Source organism: Polaromonas sp. P1_E11 (genome assembly GCF_056405995.1).
Map to the genome: position 1 here is coordinate 73,540 of NZ_JBFUBA010000009.1, position 22,793 is coordinate 96,332.

General features: G+C 59.7%; 23 protein-coding genes. 16 read left to right on the forward strand and 7 right to left on the reverse strand.

All coding sequences use genetic code 11. The features are described from left to right. Positions 1 to 14 precede the first annotated feature (14 nt). The gene (gene rpmH, locus AC1D11_RS21750) at positions 15 to 149 is read right to left on the reverse strand and encodes a 50S ribosomal protein L34 (RefSeq protein WP_007862708.1); all 135 of its coding nucleotides are present in this window, start codon (positions 147 to 149) and stop codon (positions 15 to 17) included. A 424-nt stretch (positions 150 to 573) separates the two neighbouring features. Between rpmH and dnaA the strand changes: the two genes are divergently transcribed. From dnaA to AC1D11_RS21820, 14 genes are all read left to right on the forward strand, one after another. Next, a complete protein-coding gene (dnaA, locus tag AC1D11_RS21755) occupies positions 574 to 1,968 on the forward strand; it encodes a chromosomal replication initiator protein DnaA (RefSeq protein ID WP_457281893.1) in 1,395 nt (464 codons plus the stop codon). A gap of 318 nt (positions 1,969 to 2,286) precedes the next feature. Next, positions 2,287 to 3,393 carry a DNA polymerase III subunit beta gene (gene dnaN / locus AC1D11_RS21760; RefSeq protein ID WP_457281892.1) on the forward strand — a complete coding sequence of 369 codons (1,107 nt, stop codon included), beginning with the start codon at positions 2,287 to 2,289 and terminating at the stop codon, positions 3,391 to 3,393. A gap of 114 nt (positions 3,394 to 3,507) precedes the next feature. Further along, on the forward strand, positions 3,508 to 6,132 hold the full coding sequence (gene gyrB / locus AC1D11_RS21765; RefSeq protein WP_477650021.1) for a DNA topoisomerase (ATP-hydrolyzing) subunit B: 2,625 nt from the start codon (positions 3,508 to 3,510) through the stop codon (positions 6,130 to 6,132). Positions 6,133 to 6,159: 27 nt separating this feature from the next. After that, complete coding sequence (locus AC1D11_RS21770; RefSeq protein WP_477650020.1) at positions 6,160 to 6,417, forward strand: DUF3297 family protein; 258 nt, start codon at positions 6,160 to 6,162, stop codon at positions 6,415 to 6,417. A gap of 121 nt (positions 6,418 to 6,538) precedes the next feature. Further along, positions 6,539 to 7,150: a 3'-5' exonuclease gene (locus AC1D11_RS21775; RefSeq protein ID WP_477650019.1), complete on the forward strand. Its 612-nt coding sequence runs from the start codon at positions 6,539 to 6,541 to the stop codon at positions 7,148 to 7,150. A gap of 234 nt (positions 7,151 to 7,384) precedes the next feature. Continuing rightward, entirely contained in the window at positions 7,385 to 7,828 is a 444-nt protein-coding gene (locus AC1D11_RS21780; RefSeq protein ID WP_477650018.1) for a hypothetical protein, read from the forward strand. A gap of 16 nt (positions 7,829 to 7,844) precedes the next feature. Beyond that, positions 7,845 to 8,798 carry a toll/interleukin-1 receptor domain-containing protein gene (locus tag AC1D11_RS21785; protein WP_477651327.1) on the forward strand — a complete coding sequence of 318 codons (954 nt, stop codon included), beginning with the start codon at positions 7,845 to 7,847 and terminating at the stop codon, positions 8,796 to 8,798. Between the two features lie 8 nt (positions 8,799 to 8,806). Continuing rightward, positions 8,807 to 9,790, forward strand: coding sequence for an HNH endonuclease (locus AC1D11_RS21790; RefSeq protein WP_477651491.1), 984 nt, complete (start codon positions 8,807 to 8,809; stop codon positions 9,788 to 9,790). Positions 9,791 to 9,802: 12 nt separating this feature from the next. Next, complete coding sequence (locus AC1D11_RS21795; RefSeq protein WP_477651383.1) at positions 9,803 to 10,798, forward strand: TIGR02391 family protein; 996 nt, start codon at positions 9,803 to 9,805, stop codon at positions 10,796 to 10,798. Positions 10,799 to 10,926: 128 nt separating this feature from the next. Further along, complete coding sequence (locus AC1D11_RS21800) at positions 10,927 to 11,340, forward strand: VOC family protein (protein ID WP_477650376.1); 414 nt, start codon at positions 10,927 to 10,929, stop codon at positions 11,338 to 11,340. A gap of 312 nt (positions 11,341 to 11,652) precedes the next feature. Further along, positions 11,653 to 11,844, forward strand: coding sequence for a hypothetical protein (locus AC1D11_RS21805; protein WP_477650378.1), 192 nt, complete (start codon positions 11,653 to 11,655; stop codon positions 11,842 to 11,844). 1 nt (position 11,845) lies between these two features. After that, positions 11,846 to 12,655 (forward strand): alpha/beta fold hydrolase, encoded by an 810-nt coding sequence (locus tag AC1D11_RS21810; protein ID WP_477650377.1) that lies wholly within the window; start codon positions 11,846 to 11,848, stop codon positions 12,653 to 12,655. Positions 12,656 to 12,900: 245 nt separating this feature from the next. Further along, positions 12,901 to 13,116 (forward strand): hypothetical protein, encoded by a 216-nt coding sequence (locus AC1D11_RS21815; protein WP_477648569.1) that lies wholly within the window; start codon positions 12,901 to 12,903, stop codon positions 13,114 to 13,116. A gap of 113 nt (positions 13,117 to 13,229) precedes the next feature. After that, positions 13,230 to 14,444, forward strand: a complete 1,215-nt coding sequence (locus tag AC1D11_RS21820) for a Fic family protein (protein ID WP_477648568.1) — start codon at positions 13,230 to 13,232, stop codon at positions 14,442 to 14,444. On the opposite strand, the gene AC1D11_RS21825 is transcribed toward AC1D11_RS21820, so the two are convergent. After that, positions 14,441 to 15,298: an alpha/beta hydrolase gene (locus tag AC1D11_RS21825; protein ID WP_477648567.1), complete on the reverse strand. Its 858-nt coding sequence runs from the start codon at positions 15,296 to 15,298 to the stop codon at positions 14,441 to 14,443. The two genes, AC1D11_RS21820 and AC1D11_RS21825, sit on opposite strands and share 4 nt — an antisense overlap. 128 nt (positions 15,299 to 15,426) lie before the next feature. Continuing rightward, positions 15,427 to 16,251, reverse strand: coding sequence for an alpha/beta fold hydrolase (locus AC1D11_RS21830; protein ID WP_477648566.1), 825 nt, complete (start codon positions 16,249 to 16,251; stop codon positions 15,427 to 15,429). Positions 16,252 to 16,365: 114 nt separating this feature from the next. Here AC1D11_RS21830 and AC1D11_RS21835 point away from each other — a divergent pair, with 114 nt between their 5' ends. Then, positions 16,366 to 17,202, forward strand: coding sequence for an inositol oxygenase family protein (locus AC1D11_RS21835; RefSeq protein WP_477648565.1), 837 nt, complete (start codon positions 16,366 to 16,368; stop codon positions 17,200 to 17,202). A 95-nt stretch (positions 17,203 to 17,297) separates the two neighbouring features. Here the strand turns inward: AC1D11_RS21835 and AC1D11_RS21840 are convergent, their stop codons facing one another. The 4 genes from AC1D11_RS21840 to minC all read right to left on the reverse strand — a co-directional run bounded on the left by AC1D11_RS21840 (position 17,298) and on the right by minC (position 21,099). Then, positions 17,298 to 19,004, reverse strand: coding sequence for an ABC1 kinase family protein (locus AC1D11_RS21840; RefSeq protein WP_477651384.1), 1,707 nt, complete (start codon positions 19,002 to 19,004; stop codon positions 17,298 to 17,300). An 86-nt stretch (positions 19,005 to 19,090) separates the two neighbouring features. Continuing rightward, positions 19,091 to 19,387 carry a cell division topological specificity factor MinE gene (gene minE / locus AC1D11_RS21845; protein WP_457281879.1) on the reverse strand — a complete coding sequence of 99 codons (297 nt, stop codon included), beginning with the start codon at positions 19,385 to 19,387 and terminating at the stop codon, positions 19,091 to 19,093. 4 nt (positions 19,388 to 19,391) lie between these two features. Beyond that, a complete protein-coding gene (gene minD, locus AC1D11_RS21850; protein ID WP_348046637.1) occupies positions 19,392 to 20,210 on the reverse strand; it encodes a septum site-determining protein MinD in 819 nt (272 codons plus the stop codon). Positions 20,211 to 20,307: 97 nt separating this feature from the next. Next, a complete protein-coding gene (minC, locus tag AC1D11_RS21855) occupies positions 20,308 to 21,099 on the reverse strand; it encodes a septum site-determining protein MinC (protein WP_477648563.1) in 792 nt (263 codons plus the stop codon). A gap of 246 nt (positions 21,100 to 21,345) precedes the next feature. On the opposite strand from minC, the gene AC1D11_RS21860 reads away from it, so the two are divergent. Continuing rightward, positions 21,346 to 22,506: a metallophosphoesterase gene (locus AC1D11_RS21860; protein WP_477651386.1), complete on the forward strand. Its 1,161-nt coding sequence runs from the start codon at positions 21,346 to 21,348 to the stop codon at positions 22,504 to 22,506. The last annotated feature ends 287 nt before the right edge of the window (positions 22,507 to 22,793 follow it).

Consider the following 22,793-nt stretch of genomic DNA (forward strand, 5'->3'; position numbering starts at 1 on the left):
AGCAGAAAACAGGCTTATACGGCCAGGCGCTTGCGGCCTTTGGCGCGGCGTGCAGCAATCACTGCGCGGCCGCCACGCGTTTTCATGCGGGTCAGGAAGCCGTGCGTACGAGCGCGTTTGACTTTGGATGGTTGGTATGTGCGTTTCATGATTGAGTCCTACTAGCCGGTCAGCTACAAAGCTTTCCCCTTTGCCGTTACCGTGCCTTAGTTATAAGACACACTGCTTTGGGCGATTCGAATGATCTTGGTGGCCGTACAACACAGCCATCTCTGCAAGTCTTCAAGGCAGGCAAAACCCGCCGCGAATCAGGGAAACCCATGATTATCGCAGATTTCCTAACGCTGGCAACAAGTTAGCTTGCCCATTTGGGGTAAAGGCTGAGATGCGGCGAACCGGGTCGCTACATACCCCGAACCAGCGCCGAAAATAGGTTGAAACCCGGATCAATTATTTTGTGGATAACTCCCCGCCCGGACTACAATTGCCGGTGCTCAAAATTAACAATATCCACAAGCAGCTCACCGCTGCCGGGCGCCTCTTGCCAGGCCAGCAACCCAGTCAAAACCAGCCATGAGTGAGGCATCCGTCCAAAATCTGAACCAGGACTTGTGGCAGAGCTGCGTCGACCACCTGGCCCAGGAATTACCTGAACAACAGTTCAATACCTGGATCCGCCCCCTGCTGGTCGAGGTCGCTCCCGACCTCACCAAAGTCACCGTTCTGGTGGGTAACCGGTTCAAACTGGACTGGGTTCGCGCCCAGTATGCCGGCCGCATTTCGGCCCTGCTTGAGAAGATTTCCGGGCAAAGCATCCCGCTTGAGTTAGCACTTGCTCCGCGCGAAGCGCCCGCCAAGTCTTCTTCTTTGGTTCGCAGCTTTGAAGGCTCCGGCGTTCCTGAGCCCGTCGGCCTGGGCGTTCCCGAAGAAGCCGCCGGGGCTCCGTTCAAAAACCGCCTCAACAGCGCGCTGACCTTCGACACCCTGATTGAAGGCACGGCCAACCGCATGGGCCGGGCAGCGGCGTTACATGTTTCCAGCAGCCTGGGCCAGCTTTACAACCCGCTTTTTATCTACGGTGGCGTCGGTTTGGGCAAGACCCATTTGATGCACGCCATCGGCAATAAATTGCTGTCGGACAACCCCGCCGCCAAAGTTCTCTACATCCACGCTGAACAATTTGTTTCAGATGTGGTTAAAGCTTACCAACGCAAGACTTTTGATGAATTCAAGGAGCGTTATCACTCCCTGGATTTGCTGCTGATTGACGACGTCCAGTTCTTCGCTAACAAGGACCGCACCCAGGAAGAGTTTTTCAACGCTTTCGAGGCCTTGCTGACCAAAAAGTCGCACATCGTGATGACCAGCGACACTTATCCCAAGGGTCTGACGGATATCCACGAACGCCTGGTCTCGCGCTTTGATTCCGGCCTCACCGTCGCCATCGAGCCGCCCGAGCTCGAAATGCGTGTCGCCATCCTGATCCGCAAGGCCGAAGCCGAAGGCGCCTCCATGCCCGAAGAAGTCGCCTTCTTCGTCGCCAAGAACGTCCGCTCCAACGTGCGTGAGCTCGAAGGCGCCCTGCGCAAGATCCTGGCGTACTCACGCTTCAATCTCAAGGAAATCTCCATCCAGCTGGCCCGTGAGGCCTTGCGTGACCTGCTTTCCATCCAGAACCGGCAGATCAGCGTTGAGAACATCCAGAAGACCGTCGCCGACTATTACAAGATCAAAGTGGCCGACATGTATTCCAAGAAGCGGCCAGCCAGCATTGCGCGACCGCGGCAGATTGCCATGTACCTGGCCAAGGAACTCACGCAAAAGAGCCTCCCGGAGATCGGTGAGCTCTTTGGCGGACGTGACCACACCACCGTGCTGCACGCCGTACGCAAGATGTCTGCCGAGCGCCAGCAAATGACAGAGCTCAACCAGCAGCTGCATGTGCTTGAACAGACCCTGAAAGGCTGAGGAACAGCCTCCATGCGTCCCATGAACCCCACGAACCCTCTAGCGCCCGGTTTTCACGGTGTTTTACAGAGCCCAGCCACCCTCACAATAACTTTGGGGACAACTTTTGAACAACCCATGGCTTATCCACAGAAGCAGATGACAATCGAAAGTTGTTCATATTCAGCAGTGCAGTTCAGGGGCGTCTGAACACATGGTTAAACAAACGCCAAGTGGTTGATCAAAAAGGGGAAAATGGCACTATCCACAGATGGGCGCCACCCTTATCTACTACTACTAATTTGAATTAAAGAATTAAAGATATATACAGAGGAAGTCATGATCGTTCTGAAAGCAACCCAGGATAAAGTTTTGTCGGTACTGCAGTCGGTGGCCGGCATCGTTGAGCGCAGGCACACCTTGCCCATTCTTGCCAACGTGCTGATCCGTAAAACTGGCGCCCAGCTGCAGCTCACCACGAGCGATCTTGAAATCCAGATCCGCACCACCGCCGAGCTCGACGGCGACGCCGGCAACTTCACCACCACCGTGGGTGCCCGCAAGCTCATCGACATCCTGCGTTCCATGCCCAGCGACCAGACCGTCTCGCTCGAGTCGTCGCAGAACAAGCTGATCCTCAAGGGCGGCAAAAGCCGCTTCACGCTGCAGACCCTGCCGGCTGAAGACTTCCCCCTGGTGCAGGAAGCCGCCAATTTCGGCCCCAGCTTCTCGGTGCCGCAAAAGGTTTTGAAAGAGCTGCTCAACCAGGTCTCGTTTGCCATGGCGGTGCACGACATCCGCTACTACCTCAACGGCATCCTCTTCGTCGCCGAAGGCAAGCAGCTGAGCCTGGTCGCCACCGACGGCCACCGCCTGGCGTTCTCCTCAGCCACGCTCGACGTTGAAGTGCCCAAGCAGGAAGTGATCCTTCCGCGCAAGACGGTTCTGGAAATGCAGCGCCTGCTCAGCGACAAAGAAGGCGCCATCGAAATGCAATTCGCCGGCAACCAGGCCAAGTTCAGCTTCGAAGGCATGGAATTCGTCACCAAGCTGGTCGAAGGCAAGTTCCCCGACTACAACCGCGTGATTCCCAAGAACCACAAAAACATCATCACCCTGGGCCGCGTGCCCCTGCTGGCCAGCCTGCAGCGCACCGCCATTTTGACCAGCGAGAAGTTCAAGGGCGTGCGCCTCAACATCGAACCCGGCACCCTGCGTGTGGCTTCCAACAATGCCGAGCAGGAAGAAGCCGTCGACGAGCTCGACATCGACTACGGCGGTGACGCCATCGAAATCGGCTTCAACGTCACCTACCTGATCGACGCGCTGGCCAACATGGACCAGGACATGGTGAAGATCGAACTGGCTGATTCCAACAGCTCTGCGCTGCTGACCATCCCCGACGACGCAGCCTTTAAATACGTGGTGATGCCGATGCGCATTTAACGCGCTGACCACACGCTAACCAATAACCAGACCCGCGACTCTCCGCGGGTTTGGTCATTCAAGAGATTGAAGAAATCGAAGCAATTCGAGAAAAGATCGGAAATAAAGCTGGCTATGACTGAAGAAAACACACCGAACGAAGCCGATCAGGTAAACGTCAACGACGGCGCTGCAGGCGAGGGAAGCTCCAATTTCCAGCCCAAGATCGACACCAACCAGGCCGGCGCGTCCGAAGCCTATGGCGAAGGTTCCATCCAGATCCTGGAAGGCCTGGAGGCCGTGCGCAAGCGCCCCGGCATGTACATCGGCGATACGTCCGACGGCACTGGCCTGCACCACCTGGTGTTTGAGGTGGTCGACAACTCGATCGACGAAGCACTGGCTGGCCATTGCGACGACATCGTTGTCACCATCCACACCGACAACTCCGTCAGCGTCACCGACAACGGCCGCGGCATCCCGACAGGCATCAAGATGGACGACAAGCACGAGCCAAAGCGCTCGGCCGCTGAAATCGCCCTGACCGAGCTGCACGCCGGCGGCAAGTTCAACCAGAACAGCTACAAGGTCTCAGGCGGTTTGCACGGCGTGGGCGTGAGCTGCGTGAATGCACTCAGCAAGATGCTGCGCCTGACGATTCGCCGTGACGGCAAAGTGCACGTCATGGAGTTTTCGCGCGGGTTTGTGCAAAACCGCATCATCGAACAAGTCAACGGTGTTGATGTGTCACCCATGAAGGTGATGGACGACACCGACAAGCGCGGCACTGAAGTCCACTTTCTGCCCGACACCGACATCTTCAAAGAGAACAACGATTTCCACTATGAAATCTTGAGCAAGCGCCTGCGCGAGCTGAGCTTTTTGAACAACGGCGTTCGCATTCGCCTGAAAGACGAGCGCACCGGCAAAGAAGACGACTTTGCGGGCGCCGGCGGCGTCAAGGGCTTTGTTGAGTTCATCAACAAAGGCAAAACGGTTCTGCACCCCAACGTGTTTAACGCCATGGGCGACCGCCAGAGCGACCAGGGCACCAACATTGGTGTTGAAGTTGCCATGCAGTGGAACAGCGGCTACAGCGAACAGGTGCTGTGCTTCACCAACAACATTCCCCAGCGCGACGGCGGTACCCACCTGACGGGCCTGCGCGCCGCCATGACCCGCGTCATCAACAAATACATCGACGACAGCGAACTGGCCAAGAAAGCGAAAGTTGAAGTCACCGGCGACGACATGCGCGAAGGCCTGTGCTGCGTGTTGAGCGTGAAGGTGCCAGAGCCCAAGTTCAGCAGCCAGACCAAAGACAAGCTGGTTTCCAGCGAAGTGCGCGGCCCGGTGGAAGACATCGTGAGCCGCCTCCTGCACGACTACCTGCAAGAGCGCCCCAACGACGCAAAAATCATCGTCGGCAAGATCATCGAAGCTGCCCGCGCCCGTGAAGCCGCGCGCAAGGCCCGCGACATGACGCGCCGCAAAGGCGTGCTCGACGGCATGGGCCTGCCCGGCAAGCTGGCCGACTGCCAGGAAAAAGACCCCGCCATGTGCGAGATCTACCTGGTCGAGGGTGACTCCGCCGGCGGCTCTGCCAAGCAGGGCCGCGACCGTAAGTTCCAGGCCATCCTGCCCCTGCGCGGCAAGATCCTGAATGTCGAAAAAGCCCGCTACGAAAAGCTTTTGACCAGCAACGAAATTTTGACGCTGATCACAGCTCTGGGCACCGGCATCGGCAAGGCCGGCGGTATTGGCGGCACGCCAGGCACCGACGACTTCAACGTTGCCAAGCTGCGCTACCACCGCATCATCATCATGACCGACGCGGACGTTGACGGCGCCCACATCCGCACGCTGCTGCTCACCTTCTTCTACCGCCAGATGCCCGAGCTTGTTGAGCGCGGCCACATCTACATTGCGCAGCCACCGCTGTACAAGGTCAAGGCCGGCAAGGAAGAGCAGTACCTCAAAGACACCGCGGCGCTTGACGGCTTCCTGCTGCGCATCGCGCTGAAAGATGCGTCTGTGCAAACCGGTGCGGAAGGCAGCACGGTATTGACGGGCGAGACGCTGGCCGAACTGGCCCGCAAGCACCAGCTGGCTGAGTCCGTGATTGCCCGCCTGCGCGGCTTCATGGACGCAGAAGCGCTGCGCGCCATTGCCGACGGCGTGAGCCTGAACCTCGACACCGTGGCCGATGCTGAAGTGTCTGCCGTGACGCTGCAGGCCAAGTTGCGCGAACTCAACACCACCGGCGCCCCCGCCGAAGTGGCTGGCGAGTTTGACACCCGCACCGACAAGCCCATTTTGCGCATCAGCCGCCGCCACCACGGCAACGTGAAGAGCAGCGTGCTGACACAAGACTTTGTGCACGGCGCCGACTATTCCACCCTGGCCGATGCGGCCGCCACCTTCCGCGGTTTGATCAGCGAAGGCGCGAAAGTCATGCGCGGCGAAGGCGAGCGCCAGAAGGAAGAAAAGATTGGCGACTTCCGCCAGGCCATGGCCTGGTTGATTGGCCAGGCTGAAAACGCCACCGCACGCCAGCGCTACAAAGGCCTGGGCGAGATGAACCCCGCCCAGCTGTGGGAAACCACCATGGACCCGACCGTGCGCCGCCTGCTGCGCGTACAGATCGACGACGCCATCGAAGCTGATCACGTCTTCACCATGCTGATGGGCGACGAAGTGGAGCCACGCCGTGAGTTCATTGAACAGAACGCCTTGCGCGCCGCCAACATCGACGTCTAAGCGATCACTCAGCCCTTACTTGACACCATGACCGAAGAAACCAAAACAGCAGAACGCCCAGCGTTGCCCGACCACCTCTCTACTGACGAGCGCAGCCCGCACTTCGTCAGAGCGATCTTTGAGCACGACATCGGCATCCGTTTTAATGACAAAGAGCGCAACGACGTTGCCGAGTACTGCATCAGCGAAGGCTGGATCAAGGTGCCCGTGGGCAACAAGGTCGACCGCAAGGGCAACCCGCTGATGATCAAGTTGAAGGGCAAGGTAGAGTCGTTCTACAAGTAAGCAAGCCGCCCGGCCCGGATCAATGCGTTGATTCACCGGGGTTGACCAACACCATGAAGTTTGAACCTCTGCGGGTCCATTTCATGGTGTTTTCATTTTGGCGACCACATACACCTGAGCCATGAGCCGCATCGCCGTCATCGACTTTGAAACCACGGGTCTGTCGCCCGCGATGGGTGACCGCGCGACCGAAGTGGCCATCGTGTTGGTCGAGCACGGCCAGGTGGTCGACAGGTTTCAAAGCCTCATGAACGCAGGGCGCTACATCCCGTCTTTAATCGAAAGCCTGACAGGCATCAGCAACGCCATGATTGCCGCTGCGCCCGCAGCCGAGGAGGTTATGGCAGAAGCCAATCGCTTTGTCGGCAACGCACCCATGGTGGCGCACAACGCTTCTTTTGACCGCAGGTTCTGGGAGGCCGAACTCAGCCGCGCAGGAGAGCAGGCCACCCAGCCCTTTGCCTGCACCATGCTGGTCGCCAGAAGGCTCTACCCCCAGGCACCCAGCCACAAGCTAGGCGTGCTGATTGACTACCACCGCCTGCCGAAAGCTGGCCGTGCCCACAGGGCTATGGCTGATGCGGAGATGGCGGCGTCCTTGTTGGGGCAGATCCAAGACGACCTGCGCAGCCGTCACAGGGTGACTCGACCCGACCATGCCTTGCTTCTGGCGTTGCAGCGTTGTGCCAAGCCGGCTGTGTCGGCGCTGATGTCGAAGTACGCTGACGCGTGAATATTGGCGTTTAGCAGCCACAGCTTGTGAGCTTGAAGGTGTATGGATTACTATGCCTTCGCCGGGGCAATAAAGTTTTTCCTCGCAGCTGGCAAGCTAGATCCAGGGGCTGATCGCTGATGTTCAAGTTCAAGAGCTGAGTTTGTTTACCTCAAACCCGTCACAAGCCCTTCACTAATTGCTGTGCGGCTTGGGCAGCCGGTATTAGTATTCGACGACCTTTCAGGAGGCGAAATGGAGACACTGGATCAACTCGTACAGCTAAGTGAGAGAAGGAACAGAAGTTATCTTCGGCTGAAGAAAGCGTTCGATGAATTTCGAAGTTCTGCGATAGATTTCTTTGACGGAAAAGACCATCGCGAAGCGATGCCTTGGATACGTGCCTTAGGTGATGAAGAGGCAGAGCGGTTATCGATTACGTATTTAGGTCGTCGATTTTTCTTGAAGTTCTCGACATCTCTTACTGATAGCACTTTGGTTGGCAATGTCGTGGTCTACGAAAAAGACCCTCAGAATGAGAATGTTGAGCGTAAGTTAGCGGCGATCTCATTTCAGACCAACAGTCTGGTCGATCATCTGCCGCCTTATTCAGACGGCGATCCCGTTTATCTCGGCGACAACACCGCAGACACGATCTATATCACCTTGCGATTGTTGGAGCAGGCAATTACAACGTAGGTCAGATTGGTTAAACATGGCGCGCATCGCTTTTTCATATTCTCACGTTGATGAAGGCCTAAGGAATCATTTGGATGTTCATTTAGCTGGCTTGAAGCGCCGTGGCTTGATTGAGACTTGGCATGATCGCCAACTCATTGCTGGCGATGAGTTAGATCATGCAATCGATAAGAATTTTCAGGAGGCGGATGTTATTTTGTTGCTGGTTAGCCCAGAGTTCATCGCTTCTAATTATTGTTACGAAGTTGAAATGACTCGAGCATTGGAGCGGCACGCTAAAGGCGAAGTACGAGTTATTCCTGTTATTTTGAGGCCCTGTGATTGGCATGATCTACCATTTGGAAAATTGTTAGCGAGTCCTCCAGATGGAAAACCAATAATCAAGTTTCCTACGTTGGATGACGGTTTTCTAGAGGTCGTTCGGGCAATTAAGAGTGCTATTTCTACCTTGGGCAGTGCCGCTACAGCAGAAATTGCTCAGTCAAAGATAGGCGAGTCAGCTTCAAGAGATACCGAAGCAAAGAACAGTTGGCGCTCTAGCAATCTCGGGATACTGAAGAAGTTTTCGGATAAGGAAAAGGATCGGTTTCTTAGAGAGGCCTATGCTTATATCTCCGGTTATTTTGAGAACTCGCTAAAGGAACTTCAGAAACGAAACGCGGAGATTGAAATTGCGTTTCAACAGCGGAATGCAAATGGATTCGAGGCCACCATTTATATAGACGGCGAGCGGAAATGCCATTGCGGTATTTGGCTTTCGACGAGCGGATTTTCCAGAACTGAAATTTTATTTAGTGGCAACGGCATAACAGAAGGAAGTTATAACGAAAGCCTCTCTTTGATGGATGACGGCCGCACCCAAGGTCTTATGCCCCTTGGAATGATGAGCAGGCTTGAAAAGAAGATGCTCACTTTTGAGGGTGCAGCAGAAATGTATTGGTCTGCCTTAATCGAACCATTGCAGCGGTAAAGACGCCGATGCGCTACTGGTGGGTCAATCAGAATCAGACTTACCGTCAAGAGGTAGACGGTGGTTATCTCTGGTCACCCAAACGCAAGGCAAATCAAGCTCGAAACCCTTTCTATGATTTCATGCGAGAGGTCTCTCCGGGCGATGTAATCTTCTCGTTTGCCGGCACTCTGATTGCCGCAATTGGAATAGCGGCATCTCATGCGCAGGAGTCGCCTAAGCCCGCTGAATTTGGGTCCACTGGTGCATATTGGGAAAGTATTGGCTGGCGCGTAGACGTATCGTTCGTTGAACTGCGTTCCCGAATTCGACCGTCTGACTATATGAGCGTGCTGGCGCCCTTGCTTCCACCAGTCTATGCACCGCTACGCCCTGACGGTATAGGTATGCAAGGTGTTTACCTCACGTATTTGTCGGATGCTTTTGCCGCAGCGCTTGTTGACCTTGTTGGCGCAGAAGCGCGAACTTTGGTGCTGGGCTTCCGCGTGAGCGAGCCGGGCCTTGCCCATTCCTCGGTTATTCAGCTTCAATGGGAAGAGCATCTGATTGCTCAGGTTCAAAGAGACAACAAGATTACTGAGACCGAGAAAGAAACTGTAGTGATGGCTCGCCGAGGCCAAGGGCTCTTCAAGCAACGGGTGATGACGCTCGAGCGGGCGTGTCGGATAACTGGCGTCACAAAGGAGGAGCATTTGCGCGCGAGTCATTGCAAGCCGTGGCGCGACTCTTCTAATCAGGAACGGCTGGATGGCGAGAATGGGCTCCTGCTCACACCAACAATGGATCACCTCTTTGACCAAGGGTTTATTGGATTTGAGGGAAATGGAGATCTCATAATTTCCCCAGTGGCTCATCTAGAGTCGTTGACGCGCATGGGTCTTTCGTCAGGAGATAAGCGCAATGTTGGCTCCTTTTCTTCCGGGCAAAGAAGCTACCTCGAATATCACCGTGACGAAGTTTTACTTCGCTCAAAGTTCTTGCCTAAGAACTAACCTAGCTGACCGGTGCAGCAATTCGATAAGAAAAGTAATTCCGGGAGCGCCAAGGTGAAAAATATTTTGATTCGGTGGTTGACGTTCTTTGAGGATCGGAAGAACCGTGAACTGAGGCGAAATGCTGGCATTGAATATGCAGGGCTTGCGGGGATTTCATCATCCTGCTTAAACGCCGTAAGGCGATTGCTGCAGTTCGGGGAGCACATTACTGAGGCTCGAATACTTACTTGCAATACAAGTCATTGCCTGCTCTTGTCCTATGACTATGGGCAGCAGATCGCGATTAAATCTGGCTTTGCATCTGGGTATGGTGGCGAAGGTCCTCGAACATTTGCTGAGGTCTTGCTGCTTCTTGATGAGCATGGCGTCGAGATAGACGAGTATGCCGTCTCTAGCGATCTTCTCGACCGGATCGACTACTCGGCGCTTACTCGGAAAGATCTCGAGGGAATTTTGTCGGCGAGACCTTTAAGACCTCGACGCTTTCACGACTACGTATATCAATTTCGGGAAGTCCTAAATCAGGATAGAAGGTTTTCTGGATGGTCGCGATTCCCTCCCGTGATGCCTCTGGCGCTGATTGACCCTCGCATCAGAGATATTTCCCTGAAGTTTGAAGCGGAGCCTGATAGCTGTCTACTTGTCGGATATCGGCGGTTAGAGGATTTGGTGAGAAAGCGAACCGGACTTGATGAACATGGTGCAAAGCTCTTTTCACAGGCGTTCGTTGGACCAAACGCGTTGCTTGTTTGGAAACGAACTGATCAAGGTGAGCGTAGTGGACGGGGGGGATTGTTTACGTCAGCATATATTGCTTACCGAAATCCTCGCGCCCATGTAGAGCTTGATCATGAACATAGGAACGCATTGGCAGAATTTCTTTTGTTGAACCACTTATTTCGACTCGAGGCTGAAGCGCTAACACCGATCGAGGCTGAACAACAAGTGGCGCTGGACCAGGCTGAGGCTGCGCTGCTTTCTGATCTGGAAGCTGGCAGAAGCTGATCGGATTTCGATCATTCCTGAGCTGCTGAACGGCACCGCGTTAATACTCATCGCGAAGCTGGGGTCTTCATTGCCAGGGACGACCTGGCTAGCTAAGCTTTTCCTTCTTCATCAACAAGGACAAGCCCATGGCCGCCACTCCCTCCCTCCCCGAAAGCATCATGTCCCACGTCTCCATCGGCACGAACGATTTCGAGCGCGCCAAGGCGTTCTACACCGCTGTGCTGGGCGCGCTGGAGATCAAGATGATCATGGAGCACCCCGGGGCAATTGCGTTCGGGCGGGCGTATCCGGAGTTCTGGGTCGGCGTGCCGCACGATGGCGGCAAGGCGCATGTGGGCAATGGCTCGCACTTTGGTTTTCTGGCTGTGTCGAAGGCGCAGGTGGATGCGTTTTATGCCAAGGCGCTGGAGCTGGGCGGTACTGGCGATGGTGCGCCGGGCCCGCGGCCTTTGTATGGGCCGCAGTATTACGGCTGCTTTGTGCGGGACCTGGATGGGCACAAGATTGAGGCGCAGTTTTCGGATACATCTGCGGGTTGATGTAACGCTGACCTTAAGCCAAATGGGCCGTTGGGCCAGATGGGGCCTGCGCGAGCAGCTATTTAATTCATAGCAAGCTGGCTTGCTTTCCCTTCGCCTTGTCGCGCTTGGGTACGGGGCGCTGTCTGACATGGGCGGGTGTTGGGGGTTTTCAGAATGGTTGTTACGCGGGTTGGTGTTGCCTTGTTGCACGCTGGCCCTTGTTCAACCCCCTTTATCTGGAGACACACCATGCCGAACAAACAGAACGCAAAAAACAAGCAGAGCAAACAACTTGCGCCCGAGGACGCCCGCAACCAGGCCGGCGGCGCGATGGAGCAAGACGGCACACCCAAGGCATCAGGCCGCGGCGGCAAGGTTGAAAACGACTTCAACCAGATGGGTGAGCAAAAACCCACGCAGAAGAACGAAGGCCAGCGCACGGCCAACAGCCGCAGCGACCGGGAGTCGCATGTGGGCGGCAGCAACCAGCTGCAGTCGCGCCGCGGCACGACGGGGCGCTGACATGGCTGCGGACACGTTCAGCCGCGCGGCGGGGGTGAAGGCCGGGCAGTTTGATCACCACAGCGGCGACCATTTGACGCTGGACAGCGCGAAGATTTACTTTGAGGTTCACGGTGATAACGCCGACCCGCCGCTGCTGTTTTTGCACGGCGGGCTGGGCACGATGAAGGACTTCAACAGCGCCCTGCCGCTGCTGCAGAAGCGCTTCCGCGTGATCGGCATCGACAGCCGGGGCCACGGCAAGTCAACCCTGGGTACGGCGGGCGTGACCTACCAGCGGCTGGCGCTTGACGCGGCCGCTGTGCTGAAGCACCTGGGCGTTAAGCGCTGCAGCGTGGTGGGTTTCAGCGACGGCGGCATCACGGCGTTGCGCATGGCTGCGCAGACTGCGTCACTGATCGACAAACTGGTTGCCATTGGCACCGACAAAATGCTCAAGCCCGACGACCCGGTGCGCAAGCTGCTGGGCGGCGTTACGGCGCAAAGCTGGACAAAAAAATTCCCTGAATCAGTAGCGCTATACAACGCGGTCAACCCGCAGCCCGACTTTGCGGCGCTGATTGATGCCGTCGTGCCGATGTGGCTGGACGAGGGCCCCAGCGGCTACCCGGGCGAGTGCGTCAAGCAGATCCGTTGCCCCTTGCTGGCGATTCGCGGCGATGAAGACCACCTGGTGTCGCGCGCCAGTGTGTTTGAGCTGGCGGAACAGGTGCCCGGCGCGAAGCTGCTGAACATTCCGTTTGCCGGCCATGAGGCGCACAAGGACCAGGCCGAAGGGGTGATGGCGTGCGTCAACCGGTTTTTGGAATGAAATAACGGCCATTTTCATCACAAAAAGTGGCTGCAGCCCAGGCAGAACGTGCGCTAGCAGCTATCAATACCATAGCGCTTGGCGCTCTCAGCGCCGGCGCTGTGCGCGTCTTTACCTGCCGCTGAGGCATTTCCTTACAAACCGCAACGTGGCAGACGCATGGCCCTAAGTTTGGCGGCGCAGGATGAACGCTTGTTTTTTTCTGCAGGGCAACCACCTGCAGACATCGCCCGGAAAGGCCCGCCATGAAAAAGATCGCCGACTTCCTGTTTCACCCGCGCTATTTGCGGGCCATTCCTTCGCTGGTGGTGCTGACCACCGCCATGGCCTGGAGCGTGGCGCCTGACCCGGATGCGGTAGACACCGTGCAGAAACGGGCGGGCGTGAGCTTGTCGCTCAACCATACCGCCGCGGGCAACAGCCCGAACGACAAGCTGCTGGACAAGCCCGAACAGGCTTGAGGCCGACGCTTCAGGTGGTGACTGGCTGAATTCCGGCTTACCAAAGCCGCAGATAAAGTCGCAAAAACAGATGCACAAATTGCAAAAAACTGTTTGTTGACATAGACTTAGGCATGCCCGCAAAGTCGCAAAAATTCCTTCTCTATGACGATCCTGTGCAGATGGAACCCCTGCTTCCGGGAGAGCACCGCCTCGCGCCGTTGCTGGAGCAGGCCCACGACCTGCAGAAGGAGGCGCGTAGCCTTGCGGGCAAGGGCTCGCCACCCGATCTTCGTCAGCTGCTGCGGGCAATGAACTCCTATTACAGCAACAAGATAGAAGGGCAGCACACGCTGCCGTTTGAAATTGAAAGTGCATTGCGCAACGACTATTCGCGCGATGCCGACAAGGCGCGGCGCCAGCGGCTGGCATTGGCGCACATGGAAACCGAGCGCGCCATTGAGGCCGGCTGGAGCGAATGGTCAGGTGGCCAGGTATGGTCTGCGCAAATGGTTCAGGACATCCACCAGGACCTGTTTGCCCGCTTGCCGGATGCTGACCGGGTGCTGCCTGAAGGCGACGTATTGATGCCGGGCGCGCTGCGTGACCGTGAGGTCAGCGTGGGCGTGCATGCGGCGCCTGCCCACGCGGCCATTGGTGCCATGCTGGGGCGTTGGGGTGGCTTTTACGGCGGTGTGCGGCGCGGGGAGCTGCAGATCGTGGCGATTGCCGCGTCCCATCACCGTCTGGCCTGGATCCACCCATTTCGTGACGGCAATGGCCGTGTGGCACGGCTGCACACGCACCTGGCGCTGGGCGCGCTGGGGCTGACAAACGGGTTGTGGTCGCCGCTGCGTGGCTTTGCCCGCAGCCATGAGGCCTATTACGCCCATCTGGCTGCTGCCGACGAGGCGCGCGCAGGCGCACTCGACGGGCGCGGCAATCTTTCGGAGCGTGCGCTGATTGCCTGGATTGGCTATGTATTGAGCCTGTGTCTGGACCAGGTGCGGTTTATGACGGGCTTGCTTGATATGGCCGGAATGAAAGACCGTATTGCTGCTTGCCTTGCCTTTGAGGAAAACGTGGTGCGGGAGGGCGTGCGCAGTGAGTCGCTGCGGGCCTTGCACTACCTGCTGCTCACGCAGTCCGAGCTTGAGCGAAGCGAGTTCAAGGCGTTGCTGGGCCTGGGTGAGCGCCTTGCCACGGCTCAGGTTACGGCGTTGCTCAGGCGCGGTCTGCTGGCCACGGACTCGCCCCATGGCAAGTTGCGTTTTGGCGTGCCGCAGCATGCATTGCGCTTTTACTTTCCCAATCTTTGGCCGGAGGCCGAAGCGGGCGCGAGGCCCTAAGGCCTGGCCGCGGCCATCCAGCGGCTGATCTTGCCGACCACCTCGGCCTCAATCCCGTTATAGCCGTGGTACGCCATGGCCTCACAGGGGTCGCCCCGGCTTTGGCCGCCGGTGAAGGTCAGCAGCTCGGCCTTGGGTGTTTTGGCGAGCTTGTTCATCAGCTGCGGCATGTCGCTGAAGGCGCAAAGTTTGCAGCCGTCTTGTTCGTGGTGCACCACCAGCACAGGAATCGTCAGTTTCTCCACCGGCATTTTGGGCACGGCGCGGCCGCTGTTGTCGGTCAGCATGGTGGACGTGAGCACGATGCCGTCGGGCCCGCCTTGCGCCGGTGCCGCCTCGGTGGCGATGTAGGCGGCCGACTGGGTGCCGCGGCTGGTGCCCACCAGCCACACGGGCACTGGCGATTGCTGCTTCAGCCAGGCGATGACGGCCAGCACGTCGGCCGTGTGTTCGGGCGTTTGCCTGTTGCCAGCCAGGAAGGGCGGCGACTGCTTGTCTGACGGCGCATCAATCACCGCCACCGCAAAGCCGGCGTCGGCAAACTGCTGGCGCGTACGCACCAGGAAGTTGCCACCCCGGCCGAAGCCACCGCTGTCATTGATTTGCAAACCGCCATGGCCACCGGCGAACAGGATGACGGAGGCCTTGGGCGCGGAGTTAGGGCTGGTCGGACTGGGGGATGCGGCCGCTGCGATGTAAACAAAGCGCTGGGTGACACCCGGGCGGGTGGGAATGTCGACCACGCGGGGCGCGCTTTGCGCCTGTGCGTTCCCGGCCACGGCCGTGCACAACAGCAGGAGAGCGGCTAGTGCCTGGCGCAGCCACAGGTACCGTGCGGGTGAATGCGACGTCATGGCGGGGTTCCTGTGAGGATGTTCCGGGATTTATTTAAAAAAAACAGGGCTGCAACCCAATCAGGACGGGCGCAAGCAGCTATCAAACCAATAGCATGAATGGTGAGCGCTGCTGGCGTTCTCGCGCTTCATGGTGCTGTCGCGGTTTTGATCCACTGCACCACGGCTTCGCTGGCCACGACCGGTGTGGTGAGGTGGTTGGCCTTGACTTCGAGGTACTGGCTTTTGGGGTTGGCGGGCAGCTTGTCGACGAAGTAGGGGCGTGCGTATTTGCTGATGCCGTCTTCGTCGCCCACCACCGTCAGCACCGGCGTGGCCGCGGGTATGCGCGGAGCGGTGACGCCCATGTCGGCGTCGGACTCGGGGTCGAAGTAGCTGAGGTAGTCTTTCGCAGTGGCCGTCACGTTCAGCTGCTTGCCCTGGTTGATGTCGGAAAAGCGTTCACGCGAATCGCCCTTGCCGGCGGCAACCAGTGCGCGGGCTTCGTCGACGCTTTCGCGCACGATCTTGTTTTGCATCGACGCGTAGTAGCGCGCCGGCACATGGCCGGGCGCCAGCAGCACCAGCGCCTGCACGTCGCCACCGCGCGCGGCAAAGCCCATGGCGGCGGGCACGCCCATGCTGTGGCCGGCAATGACGATTTTCGTGGCGCCCTGGCTGCGCAGGGTTTTGACGTGCCCGGCCATTTCGGCCATGGCCTTGTCCCAGTTGCCGTCCAGATAGCGGCCGCGCGACCAGGGCATGTCGGGGTAAAGCACCAGCATGCCAGCGCCTTCCAGCACGGGCTTGATGCGGCTCATGTTGGGGTCGTTGTTGCTGCCGGGGTTTTTGCCGTGCAGCATGAGCACGCCGATCTTGGGGTTGGCGTCTTGCGCGTGGACGGCGCCGGCCAGCAAGGCTGACGCGAAAAGAAGGCCAGTGGCCACAAGGTGCTGGAAATGTCTGCGGCGCATAAAGCCTTTCGGGCGGTGGCTGGCGGGGGATCGAGGCCGGGCCCAATATAACCCCGGCAAACCGCGGCGACAGCCGGGTTTGCACGCAGGGGCCGGGCTTCCTACAATGGCACGATGAACGCCGTCATGCCGCAAACCACTCCCAACGCCCCGGCAGCCCCCTTGCTGGCCAGTGAACCTGACCGCGCGGCTTACCGCGACTACGCACAGCCCGGCCTGGACCGTGTGCGCACCTTCTACCGCAACAACCACCAGAACCAGACCTACGACTTTGTGCAGCGCAAAAAAGCCGAGTGGCTGGCGTTTTCGCAGCGCGAGATGACGCCCTGGGCCGCGCTGGAGTTCCTCAACACGCTGGTGGACGAATCGGACCCGGACATCGAGCTGCCGCAGATCAGCCACCTGCTGCAAACCGCCGAGGCGATTCGCGCCGACGGCCACCCCGACTGGTTTGTGCTGACGGGTTTTATCCACGACCTGGGCAAGGTGCTGTGCCTGTTCGGCGAGCCGCAGTGGGCCGTGGTGGGCGACACCTTTCCGGTGGGCTGCAAATTTTCAGACCGCATCGTCTACCCCGAATACTTTGACCTGAACCCCGACAGCAGGGATGCGCGCTACAACAGCGAGTTCGGCGTGTATGCACCCGGCTGCGGGCTGGACGCGGTGCACATGTCCTGGGGCCATGACGAATACCTGTACCAGCTGCTGAAGGCGCACCTGCCGATGCCGGCGCTTTACATGATTCGCTACCACTCGTTTTACGCCTGGCACCGTGAGGGCCAGTACCGCCACCTGACGGACGCGCAGGATGCGGCGCATATGGAGTGGGTGCAGAAGTTCAACCCCTACGACCTCTATTCCAAGAACGACAGGCCGCCGGTGCTGGCCGAGCTCAAACCGTATTACGACGATTTGATGGCGAAGTACCTGCCGGCGCAGCTCAAGCTGTAGGTTTCCCGCGGGCCGCAAGGCGCGTTTTCTTGAGCAAAAAAGGCCTGCAAGCCTTTAATAACGGGCGCGGGCAGCTCCTGAAAAGATAGCGCTGCTCAGTTCTCGTCGTCGCTGTTGCGGCCGCGGCTGCTGCGCCAGATAGCCCGCACCAGCCACAGGCCGCCGGCCATGGCGCCCATAAAACCCACGAACCCGAACGCCGGCAAACCAAACAGCGTGGGGCCGCCCTTGACGGTCATGACGATGGACGAGCCGATGATGAGCGCCGAAATCACCAGGGCCATGGCCAGCCGGTTGGCGGCGCGGTCGAGCTGGTCGCCCACGCGTTTGAGGTGGGCCAGCTCAATGCCCACCTGCACGCGGCCGCGGCGCGCGTTGCGCAGCAGACGCGTCAAGTCGTGCGGCAGCTGGCCGGCCAGCGCCATGGCGCGGCTCAGCGTTTGCCAGCCGCGGCTGGCAAGTGCCGCGGGTTCGTAACGCGCGCGCACCATCTGCTGCAGCAGCGGCGTGGCTTCGGTGGCCATGTGAAAGCCCGGGTCCAGCCCGCGGCCCATGCCTTCGAGCGAGATAAAAGCCTTGATCAGCAGCGCCAGGTCGGGCGGCAGGCCGAGGTGGTGGTCGCGCAGGATGGCGGTGACGTCGGACAGCATTTGCCCCAGGCTGAGCTGGGCCAGCGGCGTGCTGTGGTACTGGTCGACAAAGGCTTCAATTTCGGCCTCGAGCTGCGAGAGGTTGGTGCCGTGCTCATCACTCGTCCAGTCAAGCAGCACGTCGGCTACGGCCTGCGGCTGGCGTTCGACCAGGCCCAGCAGCAGCTGCAGCAGCTCTTCGCGCCGCCGCTCGGTCAGGTGGCCGATCATGCCGAAGTCGATAAAGGCGATGCCGTTGCCGGGCAGGTAAAACACGTTGCCGGGGTGCGGGTCTGCGTGGAAAAGGCCGTCTTCCACAATCATCTTCAGCACGGCGTGGGCGCCGCGGCGGGCAAGTTCGCTGCGGTCAAAGCCGGCTTCGGGCGTGAGCTGGTCCAGCGCACTGCCGGGCACGCCGTCTACCAGATCCTGCACGTTGATGCGCAGGCCGGTGTGGGCCCAGTGCACGCGCGGGATCACGATGTAGGGCAGCGGCGCCATGTTGAGGGCGATGCGCTCGGCATGGCGGCATTCGGCGGCTAGGTCCAGCTCGCGGCGCAGCGATTTGGCGAGCTCGCGCACGATCTGCCGCGGGTGGTAGGGCTTGAGCGCGGACAGCTCGGCTTCGGCCAGCGAGGCCAGCCGGTCCATCAGGCGCAGGTCGGCGTCGATGACTTCGGTGATGCCGGGGCGGCGGATCTTGACGATGACTTCAGTGCCGTCATGCAGCTGCGCACGGTGCACCTGCGCAATCGAGGCGGCGGCCAGCGGCGTGGTGTCAAAGCGGGCAAAAACGGCCTCGGGCTCGCCGCCCAGGTCTTCGCGCAGCTGCGGCAGCAGCAGCGCCAGCGGCACGGGCGGAACATGGCTGTGGAGTTTCTCGAACTCGGTGATCCATTCGGGGCCGAACAGGTCGGCACGGCCGGCAAGCACCTGCCCGAGCTTGACGAAGGTGGGGCCGAGTTCTTCAAGCGCCAGGCGCACCTGTTCGGGCGGGCTGATACGGGCAAGGTCTGCCACGTGGCCCCAGTTCAGGGCATGGCCGGCACGCTCGAGCTTGTCGGCCAGGCCGAGCCGCCGCACGCTGTCACCAAAGCCGTGGCGAATCAGCACACCGGCGATTTCCGCCAGGCGTGCCATGTCGCGCGCAGCACCGAAGGTCTCGATCAACATCAAATGATGATAGCCCTGAGTTGTGTTGCCGGGCTTGCCTTTTGTCAATTGCGGGGCAGGCGCCGAGGCGGGTTCCTTGGCGTGCGCTATTTGCGGGCTGCGGCGGCTGAGGCGCCGGTTTTTTCTTTCTTGTCGGGCAGCTCGATCTTCACTTCCAGCACGTCCAGGTTGTCCTGCCGCTCCAGGTGCAGCTTGATGTCGTGGGGGTCGATGCGGATGTACTTGGCGATCACGGCGATGAGGTCGCGCTGCAGCGCGGGCAGGTAGTCGGGCTCGTGGCCGCGCCCCGTGCGCTCGTGCGCCAGGATGATCTGCAGCCGCTCTTTGGCGACGTTGGCAGTTTTTTTCTTTTCGCCGAGAAAAAAGGACAGGAAGGACGCCATCGTTTTATTTCCCCCCGAACCAGCGCTTGAAGAGGCCGGGTTTTTGCGCGTCGATGAAACGCATGGGCTTGTCCTTGTCACCGAGGAAACGGTCGACCACGTCCTTGTAGGCTTCGGACACATCGCTGCCGTTCATGTGCACGGCCGGCACGCCCTGGTTGGAAGCCTGCAGCACGGATTCGGATTCGGGGATCACGCCGATGAGCTTGATGCGCAGGATGTCCTGGATGTCTTCAAGCGAGAGCATCTGTCCCTGGTCAACACGGCCGGGGTTGTAGCGGGTGATGAGCAGGTGTTCCTTGATGGCGTCGCCGCCGTCGATGGCGCGTTTGGTCTTGCTTGAAAGCATGCCGAGGATGCGGTCGGAGTCGCGCACCGAGGAGACCTCGGGGTTGGTGACGATGAGCGCTTCGTCGGCAAAGTGCATGGCCATGAGCGCGCCGGTTTCAATGCCGGCGGGGGAGTCGCAGACGATGTACTCGAAGTCCATCTCGCCCAGGTCTTTCAGCACCTTTTCCACGCCGGCTTTTGTCAGCGCGTCCTTGTCGCGGGTTTGCGAGGCGGCCAGCACAAAGAGGTTGTGGCACTGCTTGTCTTTGATGAGCGCCTGGTTGAGCGTGGCTTCACCCTGGATGACGTTGATTAGGTCGTACACCACGCGGCGCTCGCAGCCCATGATGAGGTCGAGGTTGCGCAGGCCTACGTCGAAGTCGATGACCGCGGTTTTATGCCCGCGCAAGGCGAGGCCGGTTGCAAAGCTGGCACTGGTGGTGGTTTTGCCCACGCCGCCCTTGCCGGAGGTGACCACAATGATTTTTGCCATCAGATAAAAGTCCTTTTGAAAACGGGAACGGGTATGCCGGGTTTACGCATGAGCGGCATGAAGACGCGGGAACATACGTGGGTTGAAGGCTTCGTGTTCAGGCAGCCAATACATTCATGACTAGCCTGTCGCCTTCTTGGCCTTCTTCGGCGGGCACCAGTCGCACTTGCGTGGGCTGGCCCGCCAGGCCTTCGGGCAGCGGGTGTTCAGCGGTGCGGTACACGCCGGCAATCGAAATCAGCTCGGCTTCCAGCGCCAGCGAAAAAATGCGTGCCTCGGTGTTGCCGCGCGCGCCGGCCATGGCCTTGCCGCGCAGCGGCGCGTACACATGGATGTGGCCGTCGGCAATGACTTCGGCGCCGGCGTTGACCATGGCCAGCACCACCAGGTCGCGGCCGCGCGCATACACCTGCTGGCCGGAGCGCAGGGGTTTGTCGACCACCAGGGCGCCCAGCGGGGCGGCGGGCGCCGCCACCACCACGGGCGGTGGTGGCTGTTGCGCCGGGGCTGCCGCAGCGGGGCGGTCAGGCAGCAGGTGGGCGTCGGGCACGGGTAGCAGCCCGGCCTGCAGGGCGGCCGCCATTTGCGCGGGGTTGCCGCCCTTCACGGAAAGCGGCACCAGCTGGTAGCTGCCCAGCAGGGTGATGAGGGCGGGAAAGTCGATGTCGCCCACCGCCCGCCCGCTGCGCGCAGCAGCGGACTGCAGGGGCGAGAGGTCGATCATCAGCGCGTCCTGGTCGAAAAAGTCGGGAATGTCGCCAAACCGGGCCTGCAGCTCCTGTGCGAGCGCGACAAGGTCGGTGGACTTGAGCAGCAAAGCCACCAGGGGCAGGTTGGCGCTTTTGATTTCGAAGGTGGCGGGAGTGGTGGCCTGTATGGCAACAGTCATGGGCAGAAAGACAACGGGCGACCGGTGCGGAAAATGAGGGCGAAGAAAGATGGCCGAGGGTAGCGTGCGAAGGGGCTGATTCGCGCGCACGCTTTGTCGCACTTGTGAGCGTATGAAACGCTGGCCGCAATTTGTGGCGCCCGTGGGCGGTGTTTGCGCGGCGCGGAAGCCCCGCTTTAAAGCGGCCCCGGCATTGAATGCGCGCGGCCCGTACCCATGTGCAGGGCTCATTACCCTGGACATTTCATGAACTTCCTGCCGCTGGCGCTTGTAACCGCGCTGCTCCATGTTTACATTGGTGCACGCCTTCTCCCCGGGCTGGGGGCGTATCCCGCAGGGCAATGGCTGTTTGCCGCGGTGCTTTTGGTGTCGGCCTTCGTCATGCCGCTGGGGCTGATGGCCGGCCGCGTGGCCAAGCAGCCTCTGGCCGATGTGCTGACCTGGGCGGGCCTGCTTTTTATGGGCCTGTTTTCGTCGCTGCTGGTGTTGACGGTGGCGCGTGACGCGGCACTGCTGGTGCTGTGGCTGGCCGATGCCGTGGCGCCCGGCCACCTGCCGCTGGCATGGCTGCGCACGGTGTCGGCCGAGGCGGTGCCGCTGCTGGGCGGGCTGATCACCGTGCTGGGGTTTTTGAATGCACGCCGCACGGCCGCCGTGGTGAAGGTGGATGTGCCCATCAAGGGCCTGCCCGCCGCGCTGCAGGGATTTACCGTGGCGCAGATCAGCGACATCCATGTGGGGCCAACCATCAAGCAGGCGTACTTGCGCCGTATTGTCGACAAGGTGAATGCACTGGACGCCGATGTGGTGGCCATTACGGGCGACCTGGTGGACGGCAAGGTGAGCGAGCTGGCCTCGCACGTCGCGCCGCTGGCTGAGCTGCAGTCGCGCCACGGCACGTATTTTGTGACGGGCAACCACGAGTACTACTCGGGCGCGCATGCGTGGATCGACGAGCTGCGCCGGCTGGGCCTGACGGTGCTGCTGAACCAGCACGTGGTGATTCGCCCGCCACTTCTTGCTGCAGGCCAGGACGCCACGCCGCTGGTGCTGGCGGGAGTGACGGACTACAGCGGCGGGCATTTTGACCCATCCCATCGCAGTGACCCGGAGGCGGCTCTGCGTGGTGCGCCGGTGGAGGCTGTGCGCGTGCTGCTGGCGCACCAGCCGCGCAGTGCGGCGGCGGCAGCCAAGGCGGGGTTTGACCTGCAGTTGTCGGGCCATACGCATGGCGGGCAGTTTTATCCGTGGAATCTGTTTGTGCGGTTTCAGCAGCCGTTTACGGCGGGCTTGCACAAGCTGCAGAACCTGTGGGTTTATACGAGCCGCGGGACGGGGTACTGGGGGCCGCCCAAACGGTTTGGGGCGCCTTCGGAGATTACTTTTTTGAGGTTGGTGGTGGGGTAAGGTTGTGTTGATTTGATGGAGCGTACTTTGCTGAGGGTTGCTGGCCGGGGGTTGCCCGGCATGCAACTCACTTTCTTTTGCTTCGCCAAAAGAAAGTAAGCAAAGAAAAGGCGACCCTGGTTTCTGCGTCCCCTGCGCTTCGCTCCGGGGCAACCTGTGGTGCTCGGTCCAGCCGGGGTCAAAAACAACTCGCCTGCGGCTCAAACAAGTTTTTGCCCTGATCCGTCTGGACCTCCGCTCCTCGGCGCATCCACAAGGGGGTGGGAGAGGAATACCGAACAGCCAAC

What these genes read in the sequence shown, in the direction of transcription:
- rpmH (WP_007862708.1), bottom strand. Translation starts at nt 149, where the DNA reads ATGAAACGCACATACCAACCATCCAAAGTCAAACGCGCTCGTACGCAC.
- dnaA (WP_457281893.1), top strand. Translation starts at nt 574, where the DNA reads ATGAGTGAGGCATCCGTCCAAAATCTGAACCAGGACTTGTGGCAGAGC.
- dnaN (WP_457281892.1), top strand. Translation starts at nt 2,287, where the DNA reads ATGATCGTTCTGAAAGCAACCCAGGATAAAGTTTTGTCGGTACTGCAG.
- gyrB (WP_477650021.1), top strand. Translation starts at nt 3,508, where the DNA reads ATGACTGAAGAAAACACACCGAACGAAGCCGATCAGGTAAACGTCAAC.
- AC1D11_RS21770 (WP_477650020.1), top strand. Translation starts at nt 6,160, where the DNA reads ATGACCGAAGAAACCAAAACAGCAGAACGCCCAGCGTTGCCCGACCAC.
- AC1D11_RS21775 (WP_477650019.1), top strand. Translation starts at nt 6,539, where the DNA reads ATGAGCCGCATCGCCGTCATCGACTTTGAAACCACGGGTCTGTCGCCC.
- AC1D11_RS21780 (WP_477650018.1), top strand. Translation starts at nt 7,385, where the DNA reads ATGGAGACACTGGATCAACTCGTACAGCTAAGTGAGAGAAGGAACAGA.
- AC1D11_RS21785 (WP_477651327.1), top strand. Translation starts at nt 7,845, where the DNA reads ATGGCGCGCATCGCTTTTTCATATTCTCACGTTGATGAAGGCCTAAGG.
- AC1D11_RS21790 (WP_477651491.1), top strand. Translation starts at nt 8,807, where the DNA reads ATGCGCTACTGGTGGGTCAATCAGAATCAGACTTACCGTCAAGAGGTA.
- AC1D11_RS21800 (WP_477650376.1), top strand. Translation starts at nt 10,927, where the DNA reads ATGGCCGCCACTCCCTCCCTCCCCGAAAGCATCATGTCCCACGTCTCC.
- AC1D11_RS21805 (WP_477650378.1), top strand. Translation starts at nt 11,653, where the DNA reads ATGGAGCAAGACGGCACACCCAAGGCATCAGGCCGCGGCGGCAAGGTT.
- AC1D11_RS21810 (WP_477650377.1), top strand. Translation starts at nt 11,846, where the DNA reads ATGGCTGCGGACACGTTCAGCCGCGCGGCGGGGGTGAAGGCCGGGCAG.
- AC1D11_RS21815 (WP_477648569.1), top strand. Translation starts at nt 12,901, where the DNA reads ATGAAAAAGATCGCCGACTTCCTGTTTCACCCGCGCTATTTGCGGGCC.
- AC1D11_RS21820 (WP_477648568.1), top strand. Translation starts at nt 13,230, where the DNA reads ATGCCCGCAAAGTCGCAAAAATTCCTTCTCTATGACGATCCTGTGCAG.
- AC1D11_RS21825 (WP_477648567.1), bottom strand. Translation starts at nt 15,298, where the DNA reads ATGACGTCGCATTCACCCGCACGGTACCTGTGGCTGCGCCAGGCACTA.
- AC1D11_RS21830 (WP_477648566.1), bottom strand. Translation starts at nt 16,251, where the DNA reads ATGCGCCGCAGACATTTCCAGCACCTTGTGGCCACTGGCCTTCTTTTC.
- AC1D11_RS21835 (WP_477648565.1), top strand. Translation starts at nt 16,366, where the DNA reads ATGAACGCCGTCATGCCGCAAACCACTCCCAACGCCCCGGCAGCCCCC.
- AC1D11_RS21840 (WP_477651384.1), bottom strand. Translation starts at nt 19,004, where the DNA reads ATGTTGATCGAGACCTTCGGTGCTGCGCGCGACATGGCACGCCTGGCG.
- minE (WP_457281879.1), bottom strand. Translation starts at nt 19,387, where the DNA reads ATGGCGTCCTTCCTGTCCTTTTTTCTCGGCGAAAAGAAAAAAACTGCC.
- minD (WP_348046637.1), bottom strand. Translation starts at nt 20,210, where the DNA reads ATGGCAAAAATCATTGTGGTCACCTCCGGCAAGGGCGGCGTGGGCAAA.
- minC (WP_477648563.1), bottom strand. Translation starts at nt 21,099, where the DNA reads ATGACTGTTGCCATACAGGCCACCACTCCCGCCACCTTCGAAATCAAA.
- AC1D11_RS21860 (WP_477651386.1), top strand. Translation starts at nt 21,346, where the DNA reads ATGAACTTCCTGCCGCTGGCGCTTGTAACCGCGCTGCTCCATGTTTAC.